Below are 24,664 nucleotides of genomic sequence, written 5' to 3' on the forward strand. Positions count from 1 at the left end.
GATATTATTGTTATTCAACGGGATTGTCATTGGTATAGGATAGTAGAATCCTACAGCATTCTTAGCGGTAGAACAGAGTTGAATTGATAACTCTGTCTGCCAGTGGCGATGTCCGACCAAGCAGACGCCATCCGGCATCGGACATATCCTGCTCATTTATCGCTTCATACATCAGTTGGCGAGTGCCTTCCGCCGTACGAATTGCCACCAAGGTGTCCGCATTCGTGCGGCGGATTTGCTCAAGCACTTTGTCCTTACGCGATACAAGGCTTGCGATAAACACGTGCTGGTACGAAGCATAATCGAACAACGCTCCGTCTTCCAGTACAACATGCACCTTATCGATTAGGCCGATCCGTTCCAACAATAAACGCGCAGCCTCACATGCGTACGGATCAATATCCACACAAATGACGCTCATATTCAGCCTCAAATGGAGCATCACAGCACTCAGCGGTAAAGGTCCACTTCCGACAAAGACGATAGGTGAAAATATCTCTTCCGGCCGACTGAGCCTGCCGAGTTGCTTTAGCTCTTCACCAACAAGAATTTCATAATTCCCCCAGTTTTTATATCGGAAAAGACTGGCTAATCCAAGTTCGAACTGATTGCAGAGGTGACGGGAGTCGAACAACTCCATCTGGAACTCGGCTTCAGACAGCTTCTCAAGCAAACTTTTCTGCAAAATGGCGATGTCTACATTACCTATGACATACCTGATTTCTTCTGGTGTGTATGGTTGCCTGATCACCTGTGCCAGGTTAGAAATTGTTTTCGTGATCGCGGGATTTGAAGGGGTTAGATCCGACTCTCGGTGAAGAATATCATAGGTCTTCTTAACAAGTGTAATCAAATCTGATATCCGCTTAGATGGTGCGGTTATAGAATTTTCCATAAGCGATTACCTCCAGTCCAGTTTCGTTCAATTGCTTGAACCCAATATATATTCGGTCTATTAAAAAAGAGAACCTACCGTGGTACAATAGATTACTATCACGGAGTTTAACGGATTCTGAGGGGGCAAGGTTGTGGATATTAAAAAAATTATCGTGACTGGACGGATGTACAAAGATCTAGAGAGGCTAGCTTTATTAGACACGAAGAGGGAGTATCTGTTTCTTCCAGAGGCGCAGGTAAGTCCGAATCACTTCGACTGGGCTGATGGTTATGTGGCATTTAAACCGACGGAGTCGTTTCATTTTGGTAGGTTACGGTGGGTTCATGCGCTCGGAGCTGGCGTGGACTCATTTTTATATAATCGTGAATGGAAAAAGGATGTATTATTGACGCGTACGATCGGCAGCTTCGGACGAAAAATAGGCGAATATTGCTTAAGTTATATCCTTGCCGATGTACAGCTTCATGATAATTTTCAACAGTATCAGACCCAACGACAATGGCTGCCTTCACAGCAGAAGCTACTGCAGCAGCTGAACATTGTCATTTTCGGTACCGGAACGATCGGTACGGAAGTGGCAAGGATGCTTAGAACATTCGGGGTAACCGTATACGGAATTTCTCGCAGCGGCGCTTCGAACTGTCATTTTGATAGGGTCCTTCCGATTACCGAGGTGCACGCAGTGTTAACACAAGCCGACTGGGTTATTAACACGCTGCCCTTAACACCAATGACCGAAAGATTATTCGAAATGCGATTGTTTTCCTGCATGAATGGTGCAGGTTTTATTAATGTAGGCCGGGGAGCTTCTGTAGATGAACATGCACTCCTTGGGGCGATTGAACAAGGTCAGGTGCGCAGAGCTGTTCTTGATGTATTTCGTGAGGAACCTCTGCCCGTACAATCGCCGATGTGGTCTCATCCGAATGTGGTTATTACACCGCATATTTCTGCCATTACCGGATTGGATGAAGCGATGAACGAATTGCTCGCCGTGCTAGGAGAAATGGATAGCGGACAAGAACGAATTAGCCATTCGGTGGAAGTAAGCCGTGGATATTAGATCAGATAATTCGGAAGGCGATTTTATATCGATCCTTTAGGATACTTCAGGTGGATAGTCATGTAAGCCGCTATTTCCATTCTATTCGATCAGTCAGACGAATAATCTATAATGTTGCGATCGTGGCAAACCTTAGCCATCTTTAGCTGAGCTTAAGGAGGACATGTACATGAAGATTCCAAAAAACGAAAGAGAATTGACTGCTCAGTGGCTGCAGGAGATTTTTAGTGATTATGGGACGCTTTCTGATTTCGAGGTTGAACCTGTTTTTGAAAACACGGGGATGACAGCTCCGCTTAAACGAGTCCGTCTAACATTTGATTCGAACGCCGAATCAGGAGCTCCGAAGTCTGTGATTGTAAAATTCGCATCGCAAACGGTGCCTGATTTCATTCATCATTACTTTTATGCATCTGAGCATGGCTTTTATCAATCCGACCTTGCAGAACCAAGCCTATTTCCGCTTGCTAAATGCTACTTCAGTTACTGCAATCCAGAGGAGAGATCCTTCATTCTTGTGCTTGAAGACCTATGTCAGTATCACTCTGGAAGCTCGGAACATGGAGTCATTGAGCAACGCTTGATGAATACGGTCACATTCCTTGCACGGCTTCACGGAAAGTGGTGGGAAAAGCCAATTCCAGATGCACCATGGATAAAAGGGCACGTGAGTCAACTGTCTATCGCAACCCGCGAGTACTTCAAGCCCGGCATTCTGAAACTCTCCCAAGCTGTGCAAGATGATTTCTTAGATTATGTATCAGTGAATATCGACAAAATCATAGCAGCGGCCAGGCGTCTTCAAAGTTCTGAGACTGAAGCACATGTAACCTTTATCCACGGGGATTGTAATTTTGGAAATTTGTTCTTTGATGATAACGATGAGTTAGCCGCTGTTATTGACTGGCAAATGACAGCAAGGATCAAAGGGGCTTACGATTTGGCTAATTTGCTCGGCAAATCAATACCCTCCAAGCTCCGTCGAGAAACCGAACATAACCTGCTAAATCACTATCATAGCGAATTGAGAGATAGCGGTGTGACTGGATACAGCATGCACGAGCTTCGCCGCGATTATTCTATTGCGCTTTTTTACTGTGGATTTAGGATGTTAGAGGCTCGTGGATATTTTTTCACTAATACGGAAGAACAGATTCGAATGATCGAAGAATGCTTAGACCGTGTAAAAACCTCCTTTGAAGATTGGAAGGTATGGGAAGCTGTCGGGATCGTTTGAATTGCGTCAAGGCTGTCGACACGATCGACAGTCTTTTTTATTTATCTTTAGTGCAGCTAAGTCTGAAAACAGGATTGAATGATCGTAGAAAATTTGATGAATTTAGTAAAATTGAGATTACAATATGATAAAATTTATATAAACTTAATATACAAGACGATCCGTGCTTGCGTGCTTTTATGAGTAAACAATGACGGCATACAGAAAGAGGGGGAAATAGGTTCATATGATCTCTAGAAGACAGTTTGTCAAAAGATTACTTGCAGCCGCTGTTGCATTAACCGGTGGTGGGACTCTGCTTATGCAAATCTTGAAAGGCCGGGAGACGAACGGACCCGTAGTTGAGGCTGCGGGACAGGAAGCAATCCCCCAAGAATCCGCTCAACCAGATCCGGTCGCCTCTGAAGACAATCGACTAATGCTATCCTTTTTCCTTCTTAGTGATGTGCATATTTCCAACAATGGAACCTCTACGATTACGGATAAGCTTCATTCGGCGTTGAAAGATATTAGTCGCTTCGAGTCGCCGGTAGATACGATTGTTTTCGGAGGAGATATCACAGATGTAGGCCGGGAACAGGATTATAAGCTTTTTCGAAAAGTTTTGGATAACTACAAGCTGCCGCCACTATACGCAAATATGGGCAATCACGACTATTACGACATTTGGATAAACGGTAAGGGAGACTGGTCCGCAGAAACGGTGCCCAATGGGAAAACCGATGCGATGGCCCGTGAACGGTTCATGAAGTTCTTCGGCTACAAGGATAAGCCGTACAAGGATGTCTGGATCAATGATGTTCATCTGATTATGATGTCCCAAGAGACGTATGTGCAGGAGAAACCAGAGGTCGGGGAGGGCGCATGGTATTCGGATGAGCAGCTTGCTTGGCTCGAGAATTCGATGAAATCCCATGCGGATGGAAAGCCCGCTTTCATCTTCATCCATCAGCCGTTACCGGCGCCGGATACGGATGGGAAACCGCCCCAATTGCTCAGAGCAAGGGAGTTTCGGGCAATCTTAGCGCCGTATAAGAATGTTTATGTGCTGTCTGGGCACACCCACCGTAACTTTGCGACGGAGAGTCACTATAATACACAGAACTCATTTCACTGGTTCAATAATGCTTCTGTCGGCAAAACACGTAGTAGCGACAACCCAAATGTAGCACAAGGCATGTACGTTCAGGTCTACAACAACGAAGTGGTGGTTCGTGGTCGAGAGTTTTCCGATCAGACATGGATCGAATCGGCTAATTACAAGGTACCTATCAGTTAATTTAACGGATTAAAGGCAGCCCCTAAAATGAAAAAATAGGGGCTGCATTTTATGTTTTTTCCGATCAAATGATTTCAAGGTTTTTCAGTTCATTTTGATTTTCCGATATGAGTCAGATCTACCTTTACTTTTACTTTAATATTCAAGTTTGAATAAGTCATATTCCAGTTCATGTTGTTCCATCTTTCATATGTTAAATGATTGCGTACCACCTTTCCTATTCCGATAGGATCTGTTTGATCTTTTTGTAATTTGGCTAACAGCTTTTCTGAACTGGTTATTATATATTTTTCAACCTGTTTTTCCAATTCTCTTTGATACTTCTCTTGAGTTATATCCATGGTGCCTGTGTATTCAAGGACGCTTCCTTTTACATCTAAAGTGATTTCGACCGACATATTTCCTGTGTTCATTTTTTTATCATTTTTAGAATTAATAGCATTTAACAAAAGCTGATAATTTTCTCCTGACTCTTCAGTCGTCATATTAATCATTAATCTGCCATTTTTGATGTCATCCATTAATAAATTAAAGATCTGTGTTTCACTTAAGTTTAGGCGTGTAACATAGTGATCTCCTTTAAAAATACCCAATCCTTTTAATTCAATGTTCTCGCCTTCAGATGAAAAAACGGGTAGTACCGGATCAATACCATCGTCATAATAATCTCTTAAAAAACGATATTTATTTGTAACTAAAGCTTTATTTTGTTTGCCTGCCTTATCCAAGAACGTGTAAAGAAACTCAGCATTATCTTCGACAGAGGGTAACTTTTTTTTTAGTAAATTCCCTGCATTTCCCTCCACGATAGCAAATTTAACGCGAGTTCCGATTTCTGGATCCCTTGTAAATGACTTCACAACATTGATAAGATCTTTTTTCAACAGTTCCTCACCAAAGAGAATCGTACCCTGTCCTCCAACTAACTTTAAATTGGTTAAATTTTGGATTTTTAGGAAAGTATCATGAACGGATTTACCGTTAGCAGTAAGCGTCATTGTATCAACCAATCCTGCTTTAGTAACAGTGGGAAAAAGGACTGTTGTTTTTATTGGATTTACATCACTTTCCGACAAATCGTAAGCACCTGCTTCAAGTATGGCCAATTCTTCAATAATATTTCTTTCTGCACAACCTGTTACTAACAAACAGCAAATTGCGATCAATACAAGTTTTTTATTATGCATGATCTGTCTCCCTAGTCATCTTTTTTTTATAAATTTGAATAGACAGGCTGCATAATACGAATATAGGTAATGCCCAAGCAATTCCGATTGAATAATTACTCAATAAGTTCAACGCTTTTTTAACATCCAACATAGAATCTGGAATCAATGCAAGTATAAAACCGCTTGCTAGTATGATAATAATCCAAACATTGGATTTTACATTTTTTACCATATTCCCGAAAAATTGCTGAGCTCCCCAATAATATATGATAGTTGTTGATAATACCTTGAAGGCATAAACACAAAAGCAAAGATTCTCAGCGCGTGAAATGAAAGAAACTTCTGTATATTCAAACAATGTCATAACAGGGTATAGATCATTTAATATTTGATCGAAGCTAAAAAAGCCAAAGCTTATACAGGTGATAATTAAATAAATGGACGTTGAGAGAATATTTCCAATAAAAAGTGCTTTCGTCCATTTTTTTTCAACAAAAGGGAAAAAAAGAATGGCAACCTCAATACCTAAGAATGCTGAATAAACACGAAGAGTCCCCTTGAAAAAATCTGTTTCTCCTTTAAAAATGAAAGGCGTGAAACGTGCAAAATCAAATTCTGGAATCAGATAAAAAAGCAAAACAATCATTGGAATCACGATGAAGAATAACGCCACAAGTGCTTTAGAAATATGGTAGATACCACCTCTTAATAATAGAAAACTAAGAATAGTAAAGAATATGACAAAAAATATGGCAGGTAATGTTGGATAAAACATTATTTTCATGATGAAGATATATTCCCTCATAATCATGCTTGCCATTCCAATCCAAACACAAATGATAAACAAATAGAAGGGCACCATTACCCACTTGGGAACTGTTTCCTCAATGATTTCAAAAATTGACCTTCCTTTACCCAGCTTATAACTGATTGCAATCATCGTAATATTCATAGTTACGAGTACGAAAATGAAAATAATACTTAACCAACCATTTGTTCCAAAATATTCGGCAGTTACTCGAGGTAATGTATACAAGACAAGCCCATTTTGGATGCTATAGAAAAGTAAAGACAGTTGAAGTAGATTGAGCCGTTCTTTCATATTGTCACCTTTAATTCCTCTCATTTTCACCATCGTTTTGCATCAAAGAATGTACCGGTTGCCCCTTTTTAATTTTATAAAAAGGCCCTCTCACAATGCCCTTCATCAAATTTTTGAAGAAGGTTGCAGAAACAGGCTTAACATAAGGTGCTGATAAATTTGTTAACCCGGTTAAGTGGATGATAAATATTCCTAATGCAAAGAAAATGCCGATATTACCCAAAAATCCTGCCATTACAATAAATAGGAACCTAATGATTCTAACGGAAGAACTCATAATATAACTGGGTACTATGAATGAAGCTATGGCCGATACAGAAACAACAATGATTAAGATATTACTGGTAACCCCAGCTTCAACAGCTGCTTGGCCGATCACAATACCGCCTACTACTCCAATTGTTTGACCAATTTTTGTAGGCAGTCTCGCACCTGCTTCTCTTAAAAGTTCAATTACTATTTCTAAAAACATAGCTTCAACGAAAGGGGCAAAAGGCACTCTACTTCTAGACTGCATAAGGCTTTGTAGAAGGGATTGTGGAATCATCTCGTAATGAAATGTACAAATAGAGACATAAAAAGCTGTAAGTACTAAGGTAATAAATAATGCGAAGTATCGTAGAATCCTAACCGCTGTTCCTATAGTCCAACGCTGATTATAGTCATCTGGTGATTCGAAAAAATCAGAGAAACTGGAAGGCGTACAAAAAATGTTTGGACTATCCTCGACAAGTCCAATTATCTTTCCAGCATATAGTTTTGTCACAGCAATATCTGGTCTTTCCGTGGTATAAAATTGAGGGAATGGGGAGTTTTGATGATCATCTAACATTTGAACCAAAACATTGGAGTCAGTTATGGAATCAACTTTAATCGATTGAATCCTTTCTTTCAGATGATTTACAAAATCCATTTTTGCAATACCTTCAATATAGATGATTAGAACTTTTGTTCTTGAAATTTCCCCGACAGATAACGTAATCATTTTTAAGCGAGAACTTCTGACTCGTCTTCTTATCAACGATACATTCGTTTTTAATGCCTCATTAAAAGAGTCATGTGGCCCACTGATTACAGTTTCTGTTTCAGATTGTGAAATGGCACGTTCTTCAAATCCAGACACATTTATTAAATAGATATACTCCCCAGTGAACATGGTCACATTGCCGTCTAATATTCCTTGTATGATTTCCTCTTGATTATTTACTCGTTTATAAAGGGATTGTTGAAGGGATTTTCCGAAATCTTGGAATGACATTTCTCTTAATGGTGAAAGTATTTCCCACTCTAATGTGCTGGAATCTACTAATGAATTTAAATATATAAGGTGAATAGTAGCTTGATGAAATGAACGGTGAACAAGGTCAAAACTATCCTCGAATTTCGCAAGTGTCTTTTCCATATTAGCTTCTGTCTTTGTTTTTTCATTAGAAGCTTTTATATTATTATTCGACTCATGCATATGATGTGGATTCCTAATATCTGTAGTTGTATCCTTTAGGATAATTTTTTTGATTTTTGTTCGAAAGCGCACCATGTAAGTACCTACCTCTGAAATTAACATTAGCTATAATATGAACCATAAATTCTACAAATATGTATATAGACACCAATACAAAATTCTTGAATCAACAGACTATCAAGGCTTGAACGAACATCAGCGGCATTCAAATTGCAGCGCTAATCGGAATCAGGTGAATTACACGTTCTAACAAAAAAAAGCCCTGTAGGGATAATTCCCCACCAAGGCATCTTTGACATTTATCTATTCGTAGCTTGCACTTTTAATGGATTCAGGTTTCGATCGAGTCTTGTGTCAAGGTGCCTTCGGTTTTGGCAGCTTTTTGGCGTGCGCGGAACCGCCGGACCTTCATTAAGTTGCCGCAAACATTATCGGCGCAGAACCTTTTGGTACGGTTACGGGTTTCGTCATAGTAAACCGCACGGCAATCCGGATTGCCGCAAATGCGCAAGCGGGAGGGGTCACCTTCCGCAAGTAGGTGACCGAAGGAAGCGGCTATCTCCGCTCTAATACGGGACCAGCCAGATTGTAAGTAAGTGGATTCCAACCGAAACACCGAAGCCGATTCCGCGATGCGCAGAATCATCGGTCCGTCGGACAGCGCTCGGTTCAGCGCCTCTAGGTCGATAGGGTCCGTGGACTCATTCACCGTCAGTTTTTGGACGATCCGAAGCATGTGCCCCCTCAACCGTTTCAGTTGATCCAATTCATCCGCGGACGTAGCGCCCGGATAGGGAAGGTTGTGAATGGCTAGCAATTGTTCCAACCATTCCGGCTTGTCCAGTCGGTCTTCGGAATGACCGCTGCCTCTCCAGTCGTGATAGTCGCTTTTCAAAAAATCGTCCCATAACATCGCATCGCAACTCCCTTGTTTTCATGTGGAATGTCTCTATTGTAACACCCAATACATAACTTAGCTAGTGTCCATGTGGTTGGTCGATAATCTTAATCGAATCAAATGTAACTAATTAATTATTTTTAGATAGTTACTTGATAAAACAAATACTTCATGATATATTACATTCTCGTAACCAGTTAATATGAAATTAGTTGTTACAAATTGAACTCTTAAATTGTATATACTGCATAAAACTATTTTACTGGGAACAACAAAATACAAATCAAACAATAAGAAGGAGAATGAAAATGACACAAACAACTATCAACAAGTATGCTATTAGACCGTTTCAAGTGAATATTACAGAAGAGGAATTAACTGATTTGCGCAATCGTATTAACGCTACAAGATGGCCTGAGAAGGAAACAGTCTCGGATCAATCGCAAGGCGTGCCACTAGCAACAATCCAAGAACTTGCACGTTATTGGGCAAACGACTACGACTGGCGCAAAATCGAGACGAAAATGAACGCTGTGCCGCAATTCCTTACTGAGATCGACGGGTTGGACATTCACTTCATTCACGTTCGTTCGAAGCATGAAAATGCGATGCCGATCATTATTACACACGGATGGCCGGGTTCGATTATCGAGCAAATGAAGCTTATCGAACCGCTTACTAACCCTACGGAGCATGGCGGAAGCGCCGCGGATGCTTTCCATGTCGTTATTCCATCGATGCCTGGCTATGGTTTTTCGGGTAAGCCGACCACAACTGGTTGGGATCCTAAACGCATTGCGAGCGCTTATGGCGAACTCATGACTCGTCTCGGCTATGAGAAGTATGTTGCGCAAGGTGGTGACTGGGGGGCGGTCGTTGTTGACATGATGGGGGTTCAGGAACCTAAGGGATTACTAGCCATTCACACCAACATGGCTGGCGTGATTCCGGCCGACGTTGATGCGGCCATCTGGTCCGGTAACCCATTGCCATCCGGACTCTCTGACGAAGAGACGAAAACATACGAGCAAGTCATCGAAAATAAATTCTATTACGCCTTTATCATGGGAACGCGCCCTCAGACGTTGACTGGACTGGCGGATTCGCCTATCGGTTTAGCAGCCTTTATGATTGACCACGATTGGAAGAGCCTAGCCCTGATCGTGAGATCATTTGACGGAGTTAATGAAGGCTTATCACGCGACGACATTCTCGATAACATCTCGCTCTTCTGGTTTACGAACACGGCGCTTTCTGCGGCTCGTCTCTACGCAGAGAACGGTAAAGCTGGAATCTCCTTCTTCGGTGTCAAAGGTGTAAAAATTCCAGTTGCCGTTAGCGTATTCCCGGATGAGCTCTATGAAGCTCCGAAGAGCTGGGCAGAGAAGGCATACCCGAATCTAATCCACTACAACAGACTTCCAAAAGGCGGACACTTTGCGGCCTGGGAACAACCAGAGCTTCTTACATCTGAACTCCGCGTCGCATTCAAGTCGATACAATAATCAAGTAGCCTACAGCCTCACGGTAAAAAAAGTGAAGGAGTTTGCCGAGAGGCAGCTCCTTTTTGGGTTTATTGGATTAGGCAAAACAAGTTTATAAATATGAAGGGTGAAAAGAAATGGAACCAGAAGAGATTGAACTCATGGAAGCACGTTTATCTAAATTAATCAAGAAGTACCCAGGGATTACAGAAGAAATGAAAGCAATGTTCTATATGGCCTATACACGCGGATTTAGTGACGCATGGAATTCTAAACAATAAAAAAAGGGGCTTGCTTCGCAGCAGCCTCTTTTTTTTTATTCATAGGACATCGCGTTATGGTAAAAACTAAATTGCGGCTATGTATACTTAGAAGTAGAAATTTAACCGTCCGATAGTCTCCTCAAAGCTTCGGAGTTTCACACAAGTTAACTTGGAAGTTGAATGATATGGGAGTTATATACGATGCTGAAAGTAATTGAAAGCGTATGGAGAAATCCTTTTTCATTGAGATGGCTTTTCGGGCTGAAGCTCGTTTTCGATTTAGTCTTGGCAGGGGCGTTTTATTTGGAACACTCGCTCGCAATCTTTAGAACACTAAGCATTGTTGTATTCTCCTTGACGGTTTTTCTTTTCGTTAATCTATATTACTCCAGCATAAAAAAACAATGGATTTTGCACCTGCTGATCATCGATTTCTTGGTATCTGCCTCCTATGGCTATGTTTATATTGGCGGCAATTTCCCCAATGATTTATTTAACGGAATTACGGCTTTAGCGATCTTCATGTTTGCAAAAAATACCCGAGTTCTCATCATCTCTTGTATACTGTTGCTTTTGCTTTATGTGGTTACAATGGGCAGCATAGATTGGTATATGTATCAACGGTTTGATGAAACAAGCTATTATATTTCCTGTTCGTTCATTGTGTTCGCATGTATTGTGAGTATCTTGATTAAATTTCATCAAAAAGCACGTATGGACACCATACAACTGTATGCACAATTGATGCATTCCCATGAGCGGCTGCAAGAGTATGTAAGCAAGACAGAGGAGTGGGCAGCAGCGAGGGAGAGAGTGAGAATTGCACGTGATATTCATGATACGGTTGGCCATAAACTGACGGCATTGTTGGTTCAAATGCAAGTGGCACGCAAGTTAAGCAGCTTGGATACTTTACGTAGTGAGCAAGCATACTTGGAAGGTGAGGAGTTAATTAGGTCTGCCTTACAAGAGGTACGTCTTTCCGTAAGGGCTATACGAGACGAGCCTATTACATCTACATCATTGAATGAAAACCTTAAAAGCTTAGCAGAAGAGTTTACCAAATTTGCAAAGGTGCATACCATTTTTGAGGTCGAAGGTATCCCCGTCGCCCTTCCTGGAGATCTTCAATTAACGGCTTATCGAATTGTACAGGAGTCCCTTACCAACGCTCAGAAGCATGGACATGCGACCAAAGCTCTTATTTTGTTAAACTATGCCCAAACCGTTTTATCACTTAGTATACATAATGATGGAGAGTTGCCTGCTAAACTTAAAATGGGGTTTGGTTTGAAGAATTTGCAAGAAAGGGTGAAGGAGTGGCACGGAGAAGTACATTTTAGGATGGATCAGAAGACAGGCTTTGCAGTTGAAGTTAAGTTTCCTTATTCTAAAACGGAATTGGAGCGACAATATTGAAAATCCTGATTGTCGACGATCAGCGGCTGATGAGAGACGGTCTTGCGACTATCATCGGTTTGGAGCCGGGGATGGAAGTAGTTGGAACAGCCGAGGATGGGAGAGATGCTTTTGCTAAAGTAGTCGAATGGGAACCGGATGTCGTTTTAATGGATATTCGAATGCCGGGAATGGATGGCATAGAAGGATCAGAATTGATCCTTAAGCACTGTCCAAGGACGAAGGTATTGATTCTTACAACATTCGATGATGCAGAACTCATTTTGAAAGTATTGGAGAAAGGCGTTCATGGATATTTATTGAAGGATATGCCGTCGGAGGCGATAATTAGTGCTATTCAATCAGTGTACTCTGGAGGAACGGTGTTTCAACACGATATCACGAGGATGCTTCTCAAGGAATATAAAAAAATGTCAGATATGAACCTGGGTAAGGAACACTCATTAAGTAAAAATGAGCCGGATGTGCTGAGGCTTTTGACTGAACGAGAGAAAGAAGTACTCGCATTATTAGGTCAAGGACACAATAATAAAGAAATTGCTAGCTCTCTGTATCTGACGGAAGGTACCGTGAAGAATCACGTTTCCAATCTGATAGCGAAGTTGGGGTTACGCGACAGGACGCAAGCAGCTGTATTTTCCGTACGTTATCTTATTTGAATTTGGGGCATGACTTTTGGCACGGAATCATGAAGTTTATCATGGTTTACGATCAAATGTTTGGCCTCTTTTTTATGCATTTCATGACTTTTCACAGATTTGATTTCTTTTTATCCATGTTAAACTGTGAATATTAGAAAGAGTGCTTTTCGATGCAAGCCTATTCCTATTTATTAACAAACGATGAAATAAACCGTTGTTTTCAAACGGTTTATTTTTTTCTTGAAAGTTATCCGAGTGAGGCAAAATTGAAAGATGCAAACGACACATGAGTGGAAGTGAGAGTATGGAAATAGTTGAAAAAGGGAGAGATTGCATGAAAAAGGGCTGGTTTGAACTGGAAAAACATAAGCATGATAATTGTTATTGCGGTGAATGCTCTAAAATGTGGGTAATTCATATTTATTCGTATCAAATTGAAGATGAAGATGAAGATTATTCGTCACCGGATGTAACCCTGATCTTGAATACGGAAAAAGAGAACGGAAACGGTTATTACTTGATGGAATTTTCTATTTCATATATAGGCCGCGCCACTATGTTTGATGAAGCAACTGCGCTGGTCAAAAGATTAGATGAGATTAGTAGCAAAAGTGATTCAGTTAGTTTGACCGAGCATTTGGAAGTCTGCTGCGAGTTTTTTGATATGGAAAACCCAAACAAAAGTCAATCCAATTCCACTCTAAATCAAATGATTTGGAAGTCGCAGTATAAGGACACCTAAGCAGTGAGCTAATGTCGACATAGTTGCTATTTGTCACACCTACCTCTTGTAACTTATAAATTAATTGTAGATAGTTACTTGTAATTTTTTGCAGTTCGTGATAAAGTATGATTTGTAACCATTTATATTAAAATAGAGAGTTACAATTATCCCCAATAGATTCCACGGAGGTGTATTGGAGAATGAATTTAAAAAAACAAAAATTAATAATCATTGTGTTTCTTCTCATTATTTTATTGGTTGGATCTTTTACGGAAATTAATTGTTTTTTGAATTACTAAGAGAAAGAGATGGGATTCTCCATCCCGCATTAATTATTTAAATAATTATAATGGAGGGTAATAAAATGAGAGATGAATTCACATTTCGTATATTTAACAAACACGTGAATCAATTGATTAATGTTTTCAATCAATGTCCGCCGGAGAAACGCAGAGTTATTCCAGAAGGATTTAAAAACAACATTCATTGGCATTTGGGACACGTTCTCTTCATTACAGAATACGATGTACTCGGTCTTTCCGAGCAGCCTATGGGCCTTCCGGAAAACTATAAAGCCTTTTTCGCTTACGGTTCAAAACCTACGAAATGGAAAGAAGAACCCCCTGAGTGGGATATATTAATGGCCAAGCTGATCGAACTTCGAAATGTTGTCAACGAGACGTTGAAGGATAGACTAGATGAACCCGTGAAAGAGAACTCCTTGCAAGCCCAAAATATCGGAGAACTCATCTACTCGACTACGTTGCATTTGTTCTATCACCAAGGAATCGTTTACGGCATGATGAAATCTCTGAAATCGAAAGTTGCCGAGGTTCAAAGCGGGGTTAAAGATGTTTTGAAGACGGATAATGAAAACTCTGATCGTTCTTCCGACACTGCTATTTTTGCTGGTGGCTGCTTCTGGTACATGGAAGATACTTTCCAGAAGCTTGACGGCGTCTCTAGTGTGTATTCCGGCTATACGGGTGGAATCAAAAAAAATCCGACCTATAACGAAGTCGTTTCTCATACAACGGACCATCTCGAATCGGTCGAAGTACATTATAATCCGAATGTGATTACGTATGATGAGTTGCTCCGAGTTTTCTGGCGAAACGTAGATCCTACGGATACGCGCAGTCAATCAGCCATCTTTTTCACAAGTAATGAACAACAAGAGTTGGCAGAAGCATCCCGAAAGCAATTGGAAGCATCCAAAGGGTTTAATAAACCGGTTGTGACGAAAGTCGCTGCTGCAAACACGTTTTACAAAGCCGAGGACGAACATCAGGACTATTACGAAAAAGCCCGCTCAACAAAAAGGTACAGGTTGAGTGAGTTCTTCTCAGGTCGCGGATTTAATTTCTGAACACTATTTGGGGGAGTGATGGAGAAATGAAAACTAGCTCAAATCAAGGATTTAATAGAGATTTTAACAAACAAGATAAGTTGAAGACGTTGACTAAACTCCAGTATAACGTAACTCAGCATGGCATGGACGAGCAGCCGTTTGGTAACGAATATTGGGATAACGAGGAAGAGGGGATTTACGTAGATATCGTTTCGGGTGAGCCGTTGTTTAGCTCCAAGGACAAATTCGATGCGTGTACAGGGTGGCCTAGCTTTACAAAGCCATTGGAATCAAACAGCGTTGTACTTAAACGTAAAGATTTTTTGGGGACCGAGGTTAGAAGCCAGAATGCGGATTCTTTCCTAGGCGACGTGTTCAAGGACGGACCTGGACCAACGGGTTTACGATTCTGCGTGAATTCCGCAGCTATGGAATTCATTCCGAAAGCGGATCTTGAAAAAAGAGGATATGGCGCTTATGTCGCGCAATTCAGCAATAAATAAAGTGCGCTGATTTTAAATGAATAAAGGCGACTTTAGCATTCAACTTGAATGCAAAGTCGCCTTTTTCTATTATCGGATGTAATGCCTGCTCAGATGGTGGTGCATGAACGGCCGCGGCCGCTTACTACGGCATGATGCCGCCGGTTATGTTCAGCGCCCATCGTACCCAGCGAGCTCCCCCCCCAGCATTCGCAGACGATTGGCAACGGATGAGAGCATAGGTAACGAATAATGGATCAATGGAAAGTAGATAGAAATAAGGTACAAGCGCTTCCTCTTGGAAGTGATTGTACCTTTTTCTATTTCGACGAAATGTATTAGGAACCTCTCATAGAGAGGCTATTTTTCACCTTTGCTATTATTGGGACAATAATCTTTTATAAGTAGAAAGGGTTGCGAAGTGCAAACCTTCATGGTACAGGTTATAGCGGAGTGATTGCTCTGGAGTTACTCGAGCGAGTCCCGTGGACGTATTAATCGCGGCTACATTTTCGTTCAAGCGATCCATCGGATACTGCTTGCGAATTCTATCCAGCTGCTCTGTCAACAGTGTTTTCAGTTCTGGCAATGTTGGATTAGGAAGTGAAGCAGGGTACGTGTCTAACGGCGACTTTCCGGAAACGAACCGATCAATAAACCCTTCTGGCAGATGAAGCGGGAGCTTCAGTTGCGATAGCGCTAAGTACTCCGTAACGAAATAGATGTGACCAAGGTGCCAACGGATATTATTGCGGAAACCAGCGGGAATGCGATCCGCGAGTTCCTCAGTTAGGCCTTCGAATGCTTTCAGTGTTTCTGTTCTAATATTGATCAATTCTTCGAAAATAATTGTTGTCATCTATATCGCTCCTCAATTGTTTATGATTTAAATGTTTCTCTATTTTAATCCTTTATCCGACATTTCTCTTTGAAAAGAGGCGTTAAGCCTTGTCGTTCTGGACGCTTCTACCTTCATAGAACATGCGATCGGGGATTTCTGCTTTCTCTTTGGCCGTCAAATCGACCGCGCTTAATTTAAAGATTGCGGTTTTACTCCCTAGCGGGGAAACGTATCGATCCAAATGAGTTCGCCCCAGCGGCTTATCGTAATAACCTGGCACATATTTGTCCAGCATGACCTGCATGGCGGCCGTCGCTTCATCTAAATCCGTTACTCGTTCCAAGTTGCCTTCAATGATGACACTCATAAAGGCGGTATCCGTTTTAGCGGGTATCGGGCTCGTGATGGTTCCGTAATTTTCGCTGATGGTGAAACAGGCTCGAGGGTTTTGCTCGATATAAGTGATTTTTCTTCCTTCTTCGGCCCCATGAAAATAAATGGCGTTGTTCAGAAAAGAGAAATTGAGTGGAATGACATAAGGGACATCTTCTGAAGAAAGGCCGAGAAATCCAATCTGGGCTTGATTAAGAAAGTGCTGGATTTTGTCGGTATCCGTCGAGCTGCGTTTCACATTGCGAAGTGGAAACATCGTATTCATCGCCTTTCAATTAGTGGAGATTGGTAAATTACGAATCAATTGATCGTATCCAAATACTCTCGGATTTGTGCAGGTGTCTTTGCAAATTTGCTGTGCAGATGCGCTAATTTCTCCCCATTCTTAAATACCAGCAAGCTGGGAATTCCTCTGACGTCATATTTTTCGGTAAGCTCTTCGAATTGCTCGGAATCAACCGCATAGAATTGCTTATCCGAATGTTCGTTTATAATATCACCAATAAATCGTTCTAAATTTTTACAATCATGACACCAAGTTGCATCGAATTTCATGATCGTGTAGCTTTCACCATTGATTTTCTCTTGAAATTGTTGTTTTGTTTGAATCCGTTCCATGGTTATCATTTCCCTTCTCCATATATTGTGAATTAATGGTTTTCGTTATGCTCTAGAAATTTCTCGACATCGATAGCTGCCATCTTGTAATTGTAACCATTAAATTAAGTTACACTGGTTACGAGTCATACTATAACATGAACCATGACGGTTGGCAAGTAACTAGATAAATTAATTTTGGTTGTTACAAATGGAGATGCCCCACATAAAAGAAAAGGAGTTGAGGCACGATAATAGGGGACAATAAAAAAGCGAAAAGGGTATCCTCCTTAACCGATAACTAGTGCGAACACTGTAATGGGATAAGTTCTAGGATACCCTTTTTTTTTTGAATGATATTTTGAGAAGAAACTTATTTTCCGGCGTAAAAAATCAAATATTTCTCCACATTTGCTCGAATATAATTGCTATCATGTTTACCCGAACTATGATGATATTCAGATTGGATGCCACGCTGAGTGAGCAGTTGATGGAGCTTCTCCGTGCCTTCATAAAATTTATTATCATCTTGATCACCACAATCCAGATAGACCTGAATTTGTTGAAGTTTAGCAGTTTTGGCGATGATCAGCGGGTCTCTTTCTTGTCTAATCTCATCAGTAGGATACAGGAAGGTCTTCAAGTCTCCGACTTTCGAAAAATCATCAAGCCAGACAGCCGGCATATGTCCGCCTACTTTGCTAAATAAATCAGGATGACGAAATGCGCTGTGTAAACTAATAAATCCCCCCATGGATTGACCGCCGATATACCGTCCTTCACGGTTTGAAATTGTACTCAGATGGGAATCTATGAATTGTATAACTTCCTGAGTGATGTAATCCTCATATTGACCTCCGATGCCTACTTTAGGTGTGTTAAGGCCATATCCGTTATCTGCTTGAGGGGCTACGATAATGATAGGATCAATTTTGCCGGAAGCAATGAGTTCATCTGCCTTTTTCTCGATTCCAATCCCAGGCATCCAGTTGGTCTCATTACCGTTGAAACCGTGATATAGATATAAAACAGGGTACTTCTTATTGGCATCGTAACCTTTAGGCAGGTACAAACTGAGAAGCATGTCTTTACCTAAAGCGGTACTCTGGAACGTGATGCGTTTCAGCTGTGAGGATTGTGACATGTCAGCGGAGGTGTTCTTCCACTCAGGTTGTACCGACACAGCAGGTGAATATTTACTTTCCCCCAACGCATTGGCTGCTGCGACTTGATAATAATAGGTTTTGCCATCAATCAGATTGGCATCGGTATACATAGTAGTGGATATAAAGTTATGAATGGTTTCGAAACCGCTTTCAGGCATCGTGCTGCGTTGTATCACATACTTTTCGGCAGATTTGGCTGGTGTCCATGAGAGATAAGCCTCGCTGTCTCCTGCCACTACTTGTAATTGCTCGGGAATGGAGGGAATTTCCGATGCTGTTGCAGAATTCTCATTCTTCCCAAAGATCGAGGTTTCCGAGATGCTGTTCCAACCGTTTCCAGTTGAGTTACCATGCCCGAGAATACGTACATAGCGAGCTTCGATCTCTGGAAATTCGAATGTTTCCATTTCGTTAGATGTTCCAGAACTTTTCGCAGAGAACACTTTACGGAAAGTTTGTGCATCATCGGATAGCTCGATATCGAAGGATGAACTGCGTGTGTTCCCTTGATAGAAGGCCACTTGTAAGGATGAAATAGAACTTGTTGAGCCCAAGTCATACAGGACCCATTGACGATCTCCATTGGCTGACCACCGAGAGTCGAAGCGATGGTCGACCGTATTTTCAGGGACATTACCGTCATCCCCACTGGCCGTTACAGCAGCGACTTTCAACTCTACCGACTTCTTGACATGTATAAGCGGTATGTCTGACGAGGGTGAATTGCTTGAACAACCTGAAGCCGTAAGCAAAAAACTGAGAGATAACACGATTAATAGGTGAGATAAATACATCTTGTAGAAGACACCCCTTTGGAGTCGAATGGATGGAAAGTAATCTTGTTAATAACTATAACCTTGGAAAAATTTTCTTTATTGTATTTTTATGGGCGTTCATTGTGTTTTAACTAGGCAACAGAGATTGAAACTTCCACATTTGAATTACGTACAGAATTGTAAAAAAATTCAAAAGTATTTACAGCGGGAGAAGATGACTATGATTTCAGACTGGAAGCAAGCTGAAGAAGCCTTGAGGGACGTTGAGATTGTTGGTTATGAAAACAATAAACCCGTTTCCGTTGTCAGATTTTCAGAAGAGTTGCGTTGTATCGGCGTTGGGACGGATGCGGCGGTATTTTACCACCCGAACACCCCTCATTACGCATATAAGATTTATTCCGATAAAGCTTTAGAGAAATTGGACGTGGAGGCAGGCATATACGAAAGGCTAAAAGGGTCTCCTTTTTTCGCCCAATGTTACGGAACCGGACCTAACTATTTGGTATTAAGTTATGAGAAAGGAGTTACCTTATTCGATTGTCTTCTGCAAGGTGTTTCAGTTCCCGAGCAAGTGATCCAAGATATTGAGGACGCTCGCGAGTTTGTCCGAAGTCAGGGGCTGAACCCAAGGGACATTCATCTAAAAAACGTGCTTTTGCATGAGGGAAGAGGAAAGGTTCTTGATGTATCGGAGTATATCAAGGAAGGGAATGATAATCGGTGGGAGCACTTAGCGTGGGCATACAATCAATTTTATCCTCTGATAAGCGAGGTACAGGTGCCATTATGGATCTTGGAAACCATAACGAACTGGTATAACCACATCGATACGGCAAGTTTTCGAGTAGAAGATTTCTCCAAACGGGTGAGTCGACTTTTCTTTGGGGAACGCAAATAAACAGTTAGCTCAATGGAGATTATTTGGTCATTTTACGGGTAAAATAAATAGAAAATATTGTACAGAGTGGTGCAGCGTATGAGTTATCATGTAAACCTAATTGAGGACATCTAATGAAGAAAATGTGGGTTTTCGTATTCGTGGTATCATTGGTTCTGAGTGTCAGCCTGACAATCAAATCGTACGGTAATAATGACATAGGGAAATTTCTGGAGGATCATGTCAACGGCTACAGATTAACTTATCCTGATTCCATGCTAGTCGATCGTTCATTGCAGCCCATTCGAACTGTGCTGTATGATCCAAACACGAAGGTTGAAATTTATTATGATAACTTTAATGGAACGATAGCGGATTCGGATATTTACATGAGCTATTCTAATCAAAAAGTGATTGAAGACACATATAATACAGTAGAGAAAGACGAAACGTGGATGCTTAATGGGATGAAAACCCATGTTCTCAAGTGGCATCGCGATAAACTCACTAAAATTCCAGATGACAAAAATTATTATATATCGATTGAGATTGCCAAAAACAATGCAGAGGTATACACACTGCTGATCAAATCCAGATTGCCAATTAGTAATGAGTTAGAATGGATCAATGGTTTTAAGATCATGAATGAAACAGAGACCGTTGCACTGAAAACTCATTTTAAAGAGTTGCCTTTAAAACGAAATAAAGAAACGTTGAAGGCTTACCATCACTATTTCAAGAACAATCAACTCCGATGGGGGATTTTTCAGCCTGACGCTCCGGAAACGTTTACGAATCTTAAGAAGACAGAAAATTATTTTCACAACAACTTTGATGTTCTTGTTCGGTATCACTCCATCACCCACGAACTCCCGAAACAAGCATTAAAGAATGCATGGAAGAATCATCGTTTGGTGGAATTGACATTGCAAGCCATCGGCGAAGATCACAAAGCTAATTTCACCTATGACATATTAAACGGAAAATACGATGCCTATTTTCTACAATACGCAAAAGAGTTAAAAGGATTTGGTCATCCAGTATTGTTTCGTTTCAATAATGAGATGAATGGGGACTGGGTGGGATATTCCGCCTATTACACTTCGAAAGACACTGATTTATATAAAGCGGTCTGGAAATATATATACAAAGTATTCAAAGAAAACGGGGTCGACAATGTGATCTGGGTGTGGAATCCAAATCATGAATCGAAGCCAGCCTTTGCTTGGAATCACGAATTAATGTATTATCCTGGTGATGAATATGCGGATGTGGTGGGTTTAACAGCCTATAATACAGGGGATTATTACAAAGCGGCAGGAGAAAAGTGGAGTACATTTCAAGATCTGTACGACAATCTCTATAAACGGTATGTGGAATGGTTTGATAAGCCACTGATGATCACGGAATTTGCATCAAGTTCGATTGGAGGCGACAAGGTGGCCTGGATTGAAGACATGTTCCGAGTGATCCCCAATTATCCGAAAATTAAAGTCGCGATCTGGTGGAATGGCATAGACTGGGATGGAGAAAATCCGGCTCGGATTTATAAGATTGATGATGACAAGTCAGTCATGAATTCTTTTCGAAATGGATTAAAGTCTCTGCAAAAAGAGCAAAAAAGAAAATTTAGATAATTAAACATTTAAAGGGCTGCCGCGAGGCAGCCCTTTGCAACTCACGAATCACCTTTTAGGAACCAAACCTTTGTAATGAGGTCATCCTTTATTTCATACACGGCAACTGCTTCAAGAATGGCACCTTCTAATCTTCCAGTTATTTCTTCATGGTCGATGACATATTTCCCGTGACATATTCTTTTATCAACAGTTGCTAGCATATTCGGGTATGTTTCGAACAATTTGCGATATCGCTCTCTCATGGCCGCTTGGCCTTCCATACTCAGTGTGTTAGGAAATTCGTAAATTTTAACATCCTCACTATAACATCCCATAAACAAGTCAATATTTTTATCGTTATACGCCCGTAATTGTCTTTGTACAACAGACTCTTTCATACTACTTTCCTCCATACTTAAAGATATTTGTTTGTAGTTAGTATATTAAAAATTGCCTCATAATTGAAGTGTGATCTGCGTGGAAAGAAGGGAATTATCCACTTCTAGCGAATAATCTTGTGAGTAAGGCAATAGGGAATATTTCCCTTTGAGGTGAAAAAAGTATTATATCGCTAGAAAGGAATGAAATTTCATGTCAAACATACAAGCTGTATTTATAGATCGGGACGGAACAATCGGCGGTACAGGACATTTCATTCATCCCAATGAATTCTCTTTATACGAAGGTGCTCAAGCATCCATAAATAAACTAAAAGCATCGGGACTCAAGGTGTTTGCATTTACAAACCAGCACCGAATCTCCCGAGGACAAGCAAGTATGGATGATTTTCGAACTCAATTTAGTAAATATGGGTTTGATGATTCATTCATTTGTCCCCATGGTAGTGATGATCAATGTGCTTGTAAAAAGCCAAATCCTGGGATGTTACTTGAGGCCGCAGAAAAATATGGGCTTGATTTGAAGCAGTGTGCAGTGATAGGGGATGTGGGTGATACTGATATGTTAGCCGCACATGCTGTTGGGGCAATGAAAATATTAGTAAGAACTGGCTGGGGAGAAGCTTCACTTAAGGAATATCGATTCAAATGGCAAGAAACTGATCCAGAATATATAGCAGAGAATCTTAATGATGCCGTGATCTGGATATTAAAAAATCACTCTTGAATAATTCAACGAGAAACTATAGTTGAGGAGGAAGAGACTTGTATCCACGTGCCTATGTAGTAGGAATAGTTAATCGAGGTAATCAAATTCTTGTTGAAGAACAATCAGGTAAACATTCAAAAGGATCTGGCTAGACCAATAGTATTCTAATAACCGAAAATTGTTGTTATAATGCCTAAATGAGGTTAATCAAATTAATTAGTAGGTTAATGTAACTGCTTTAAACGGAGGATCGGATGTTATCTCATTTCAATGACCATAGTCTTTTTTTACGTGTATTTGAGAAATCTCCAATTGGCATGGCTTTGTTATCTTTTGATGGAAGTTTATTTAAGGCTAACCCATCTTTATGCCAAATGTTAGGATATAGCGAAAGTGAATTAGTAAATCTCGGTGTTCCATCTGACAAACATCCCGAAGCATTAGAAGCAGATCTGGCATTATGGCGTAAATTGGTACAGGGTGAAATAGATGGTTATCAAATAGAAAAAAGGTACATTCATAAATCTGGAACCATGATGTGGGGGCTTCTAAATGTTACTGTAGAAAGGAGCCGTCCGGGAATCGACAGTAACGGCATCTTAATTTACCAAATTGTAGATATAACAGAACAAAAGAAGAAGGAAGAAGAGTTCAAGAGGATTGAAGAACTACACAAGCTTATTTCTGAACATTCACAGGATGTTATTTTGCGAATAACTCCAAACGGAATTATCTCATATTGCTCGCCAGCTGTCCGTAATCAACTCGGATATGATCCAGAAGAACTTATCGGAAAACAAGCCTATGACTATTGGCATCAAGAAGATTTGAACAATCGCTGGTTAGTGCAAGGTAATTCTGATGATTCTGATAGCAGAATAATTGTATATCGTCTTCGGCATAAAAACGGTCATTATATATGGCAAGAAGCACACTCTAAAAAAATAAGAAATACTGCAGGTGAGGTTGAACATGTTATCAGTATGGGTCGTGATATCACAGAACGGGTACATTCCGAAGAGTTAATCCGCCGATCTGAGAAACTATCTTTAATTGGCGAACTTGCAGCTGGGATCGCCCATGAAATTAGAAATCCTTTGACGAGTTTACGAGGATTTATGCAAATGTATGTGAAAGAAGATAGTGAGGGTACAAAGAAATTACGTAATGAAGTCATGATATCAGAAATTGATCGAATTAATGAAATTGTAAGTGAACTATTAGTGTTAGCTAAACCTTCAAATGAGATATATGAGTTAAGGGACGTGGTAGAAATATTAAATCACGTTACAAGATTATTAGAAGGACAAGCAAACCTTTTTAACGTTCAAATAAAGAATGAGTTAGATGCCAATTTACCATTAATTCATTGTCAACGTAGTATCAATCAAGTATTTGTCAATGTTTTAAAGAATGCCATTGAATCCATGCCTAAAGGCGGAGAAGTGACCATACAAGCCAAGCAAATGTATGATAAAATATACATTCGAATAAATGACACAGGGAATGGAATCCCACAAGATGAAATAAACAAGATTGGAAATCCTTTTTTTACTACAAAAGAAACAGGAACAGGGTTAGGATTAATGGTTTCAATGAGAATCATCCAGAATCATAAGGGGACTATGCGAATCGAAAGTGAAGTTGGAAAAGGGACTATGGTGGAAGTTATTTTGCCAATCGTTACATAGTAGGATTCTGAAACTCGCTTATGTCTTTTCTTTTTATTTGGAATCTAACGAGAAACGTTTGTGAATTACGGTTGCCTCGGCAGCCGTTTTTGTTTTTTCTTAATAAACAGATATGACATAAA

The 24,664-nt window shown here is 40.5% G+C and carries 24 protein-coding genes; 14 read left to right on the forward strand and 10 right to left on the reverse strand.

Annotation, left to right across the window (positions count from 1 at the left end):
* Positions 1–61: 61 nt before the first annotated feature.
* Complete coding sequence (locus tag AC58QO_RS10110) at positions 62–895, reverse strand: nicotianamine synthase family protein (protein WP_497265166.1); 834 nt, start codon at positions 893–895, stop codon at positions 62–64.
* A gap of 133 nt (positions 896–1,028) precedes the next feature.
* On the opposite strand from AC58QO_RS10110, the gene AC58QO_RS10115 reads away from it, so the two are divergent.
* The 3 genes from AC58QO_RS10115 (at position 1,029) to AC58QO_RS10125 (ending at position 4,477) form a co-directional block, all read left to right on the forward strand.
* A complete protein-coding gene (locus tag AC58QO_RS10115; RefSeq protein WP_497265167.1) occupies positions 1,029–1,961 on the forward strand; it encodes a D-2-hydroxyacid dehydrogenase in 933 nt (310 codons plus the stop codon).
* A 169-nt stretch (positions 1,962–2,130) separates the two neighbouring features.
* Entirely contained in the window at positions 2,131–3,198 is a 1,068-nt protein-coding gene (locus AC58QO_RS10120; protein ID WP_497265168.1) for a phosphotransferase, read from the forward strand.
* A gap of 226 nt (positions 3,199–3,424) precedes the next feature.
* Positions 3,425–4,477 carry a metallophosphoesterase family protein gene (locus AC58QO_RS10125; protein WP_497265169.1) on the forward strand — a complete coding sequence of 351 codons (1,053 nt, stop codon included), beginning with the start codon at positions 3,425–3,427 and terminating at the stop codon, positions 4,475–4,477.
* Between the two features lie 89 nt (positions 4,478–4,566).
* Here the strand turns inward: AC58QO_RS10125 and AC58QO_RS10130 are convergent, their stop codons facing one another.
* The 4 genes from AC58QO_RS10130 to AC58QO_RS10145 all read right to left on the reverse strand — a co-directional run bounded on the left by AC58QO_RS10130 (position 4,567) and on the right by AC58QO_RS10145 (position 9,123).
* Entirely contained in the window at positions 4,567–5,664 is a 1,098-nt protein-coding gene (locus AC58QO_RS10130) for a Ger(x)C family spore germination protein (protein ID WP_497265170.1), read from the reverse strand.
* Positions 5,657–6,772, reverse strand: coding sequence for a GerAB/ArcD/ProY family transporter (locus AC58QO_RS10135; protein ID WP_497265171.1), 1,116 nt, complete (start codon positions 6,770–6,772; stop codon positions 5,657–5,659). Before AC58QO_RS10135 ends, AC58QO_RS10130 begins: the two co-directional genes overlap by 8 nt.
* On the reverse strand, positions 6,759–8,285 hold the full coding sequence (locus AC58QO_RS10140) for a spore germination protein (RefSeq protein WP_497265172.1): 1,527 nt from the start codon (positions 8,283–8,285) through the stop codon (positions 6,759–6,761). Before AC58QO_RS10140 ends, AC58QO_RS10135 begins: the two co-directional genes overlap by 14 nt.
* Before the next feature lie 256 nt (positions 8,286–8,541).
* The gene (locus tag AC58QO_RS10145; RefSeq protein ID WP_497265173.1) at positions 8,542–9,123 is read right to left on the reverse strand and encodes a CGNR zinc finger domain-containing protein; all 582 of its coding nucleotides are present in this window, start codon (positions 9,121–9,123) and stop codon (positions 8,542–8,544) included.
* 293 nt (positions 9,124–9,416) lie between these two features.
* Here AC58QO_RS10145 and AC58QO_RS10150 point away from each other — a divergent pair, with 293 nt between their 5' ends.
* From AC58QO_RS10150 to msrB, 7 genes are all read left to right on the forward strand, one after another.
* Positions 9,417–10,613 carry an epoxide hydrolase family protein gene (locus AC58QO_RS10150; protein WP_497265174.1) on the forward strand — a complete coding sequence of 399 codons (1,197 nt, stop codon included), beginning with the start codon at positions 9,417–9,419 and terminating at the stop codon, positions 10,611–10,613.
* A gap of 116 nt (positions 10,614–10,729) precedes the next feature.
* Positions 10,730–10,873, forward strand: coding sequence for a hypothetical protein (locus AC58QO_RS10155; protein ID WP_497265175.1), 144 nt, complete (start codon positions 10,730–10,732; stop codon positions 10,871–10,873).
* A gap of 183 nt (positions 10,874–11,056) precedes the next feature.
* Entirely contained in the window at positions 11,057–12,274 is a 1,218-nt protein-coding gene (locus AC58QO_RS10160) for a sensor histidine kinase (protein WP_497265176.1), read from the forward strand.
* On the forward strand, positions 12,268–12,933 hold the full coding sequence (locus tag AC58QO_RS10165) for a response regulator transcription factor (protein ID WP_497265476.1): 666 nt from the start codon (positions 12,268–12,270) through the stop codon (positions 12,931–12,933). Before AC58QO_RS10160 ends, AC58QO_RS10165 begins: the two co-directional genes overlap by 7 nt.
* A gap of 286 nt (positions 12,934–13,219) precedes the next feature.
* Complete coding sequence (locus tag AC58QO_RS10170; RefSeq protein WP_497265177.1) at positions 13,220–13,657, forward strand: hypothetical protein; 438 nt, start codon at positions 13,220–13,222, stop codon at positions 13,655–13,657.
* Between the two features lie 346 nt (positions 13,658–14,003).
* Complete coding sequence (msrA, locus tag AC58QO_RS10175; RefSeq protein ID WP_497265178.1) at positions 14,004–15,008, forward strand: peptide-methionine (S)-S-oxide reductase MsrA; 1,005 nt, start codon at positions 14,004–14,006, stop codon at positions 15,006–15,008.
* Positions 15,009–15,034: 26 nt separating this feature from the next.
* Positions 15,035–15,493, forward strand: a complete 459-nt coding sequence (gene msrB / locus AC58QO_RS10180; RefSeq protein WP_497265179.1) for a peptide-methionine (R)-S-oxide reductase MsrB — start codon at positions 15,035–15,037, stop codon at positions 15,491–15,493.
* 358 nt (positions 15,494–15,851) lie between these two features.
* On the opposite strand, the gene AC58QO_RS10185 is transcribed toward msrB, so the two are convergent.
* From AC58QO_RS10185 to AC58QO_RS10200, 4 genes are all read right to left on the reverse strand, one after another.
* On the reverse strand, positions 15,852–16,331 hold the full coding sequence (locus tag AC58QO_RS10185; protein ID WP_497265180.1) for a DinB family protein: 480 nt from the start codon (positions 16,329–16,331) through the stop codon (positions 15,852–15,854).
* Between the two features lie 82 nt (positions 16,332–16,413).
* Positions 16,414–16,962: a pyridoxamine 5'-phosphate oxidase family protein gene (locus tag AC58QO_RS10190; protein WP_497265181.1), complete on the reverse strand. Its 549-nt coding sequence runs from the start codon at positions 16,960–16,962 to the stop codon at positions 16,414–16,416.
* 44 nt (positions 16,963–17,006) lie between these two features.
* On the reverse strand, positions 17,007–17,324 hold the full coding sequence (locus AC58QO_RS10195) for a thioredoxin family protein (RefSeq protein ID WP_497265478.1): 318 nt from the start codon (positions 17,322–17,324) through the stop codon (positions 17,007–17,009).
* Positions 17,325–17,676: 352 nt separating this feature from the next.
* Complete coding sequence (locus AC58QO_RS10200) at positions 17,677–19,263, reverse strand: alpha/beta hydrolase-fold protein (protein WP_497265182.1); 1,587 nt, start codon at positions 19,261–19,263, stop codon at positions 17,677–17,679.
* A 202-nt stretch (positions 19,264–19,465) separates the two neighbouring features.
* Here AC58QO_RS10200 and AC58QO_RS10205 point away from each other — a divergent pair, with 202 nt between their 5' ends.
* Both AC58QO_RS10205 and AC58QO_RS10210 read left to right on the forward strand, forming a co-directional pair.
* Positions 19,466–20,146: a protein kinase family protein gene (locus tag AC58QO_RS10205; RefSeq protein ID WP_497265183.1), complete on the forward strand. Its 681-nt coding sequence runs from the start codon at positions 19,466–19,468 to the stop codon at positions 20,144–20,146.
* Positions 20,147–20,259: 113 nt separating this feature from the next.
* The gene (locus tag AC58QO_RS10210; RefSeq protein ID WP_497265184.1) at positions 20,260–21,762 is read left to right on the forward strand and encodes a glycoside hydrolase family 26 protein; all 1,503 of its coding nucleotides are present in this window, start codon (positions 20,260–20,262) and stop codon (positions 21,760–21,762) included.
* Positions 21,763–21,803: 41 nt separating this feature from the next.
* On the opposite strand, the gene AC58QO_RS10215 is transcribed toward AC58QO_RS10210, so the two are convergent.
* Entirely contained in the window at positions 21,804–22,142 is a 339-nt protein-coding gene (locus AC58QO_RS10215) for a nuclear transport factor 2 family protein (RefSeq protein WP_497265185.1), read from the reverse strand.
* A gap of 193 nt (positions 22,143–22,335) precedes the next feature.
* Here AC58QO_RS10215 and AC58QO_RS10220 point away from each other — a divergent pair, with 193 nt between their 5' ends.
* The gene (locus AC58QO_RS10220) at positions 22,336–22,869 is read left to right on the forward strand and encodes an HAD-IIIA family hydrolase (protein WP_497265186.1); all 534 of its coding nucleotides are present in this window, start codon (positions 22,336–22,338) and stop codon (positions 22,867–22,869) included.
* A gap of 236 nt (positions 22,870–23,105) precedes the next feature.
* A complete protein-coding gene (locus AC58QO_RS10225; protein WP_497265187.1) occupies positions 23,106–24,542 on the forward strand; it encodes a PAS domain S-box protein in 1,437 nt (478 codons plus the stop codon).
* The last annotated feature ends 122 nt before the right edge of the window (positions 24,543–24,664 follow it).

It is taken from the genome of Paenibacillus sp. J31R30 (genome assembly GCF_059692115.1).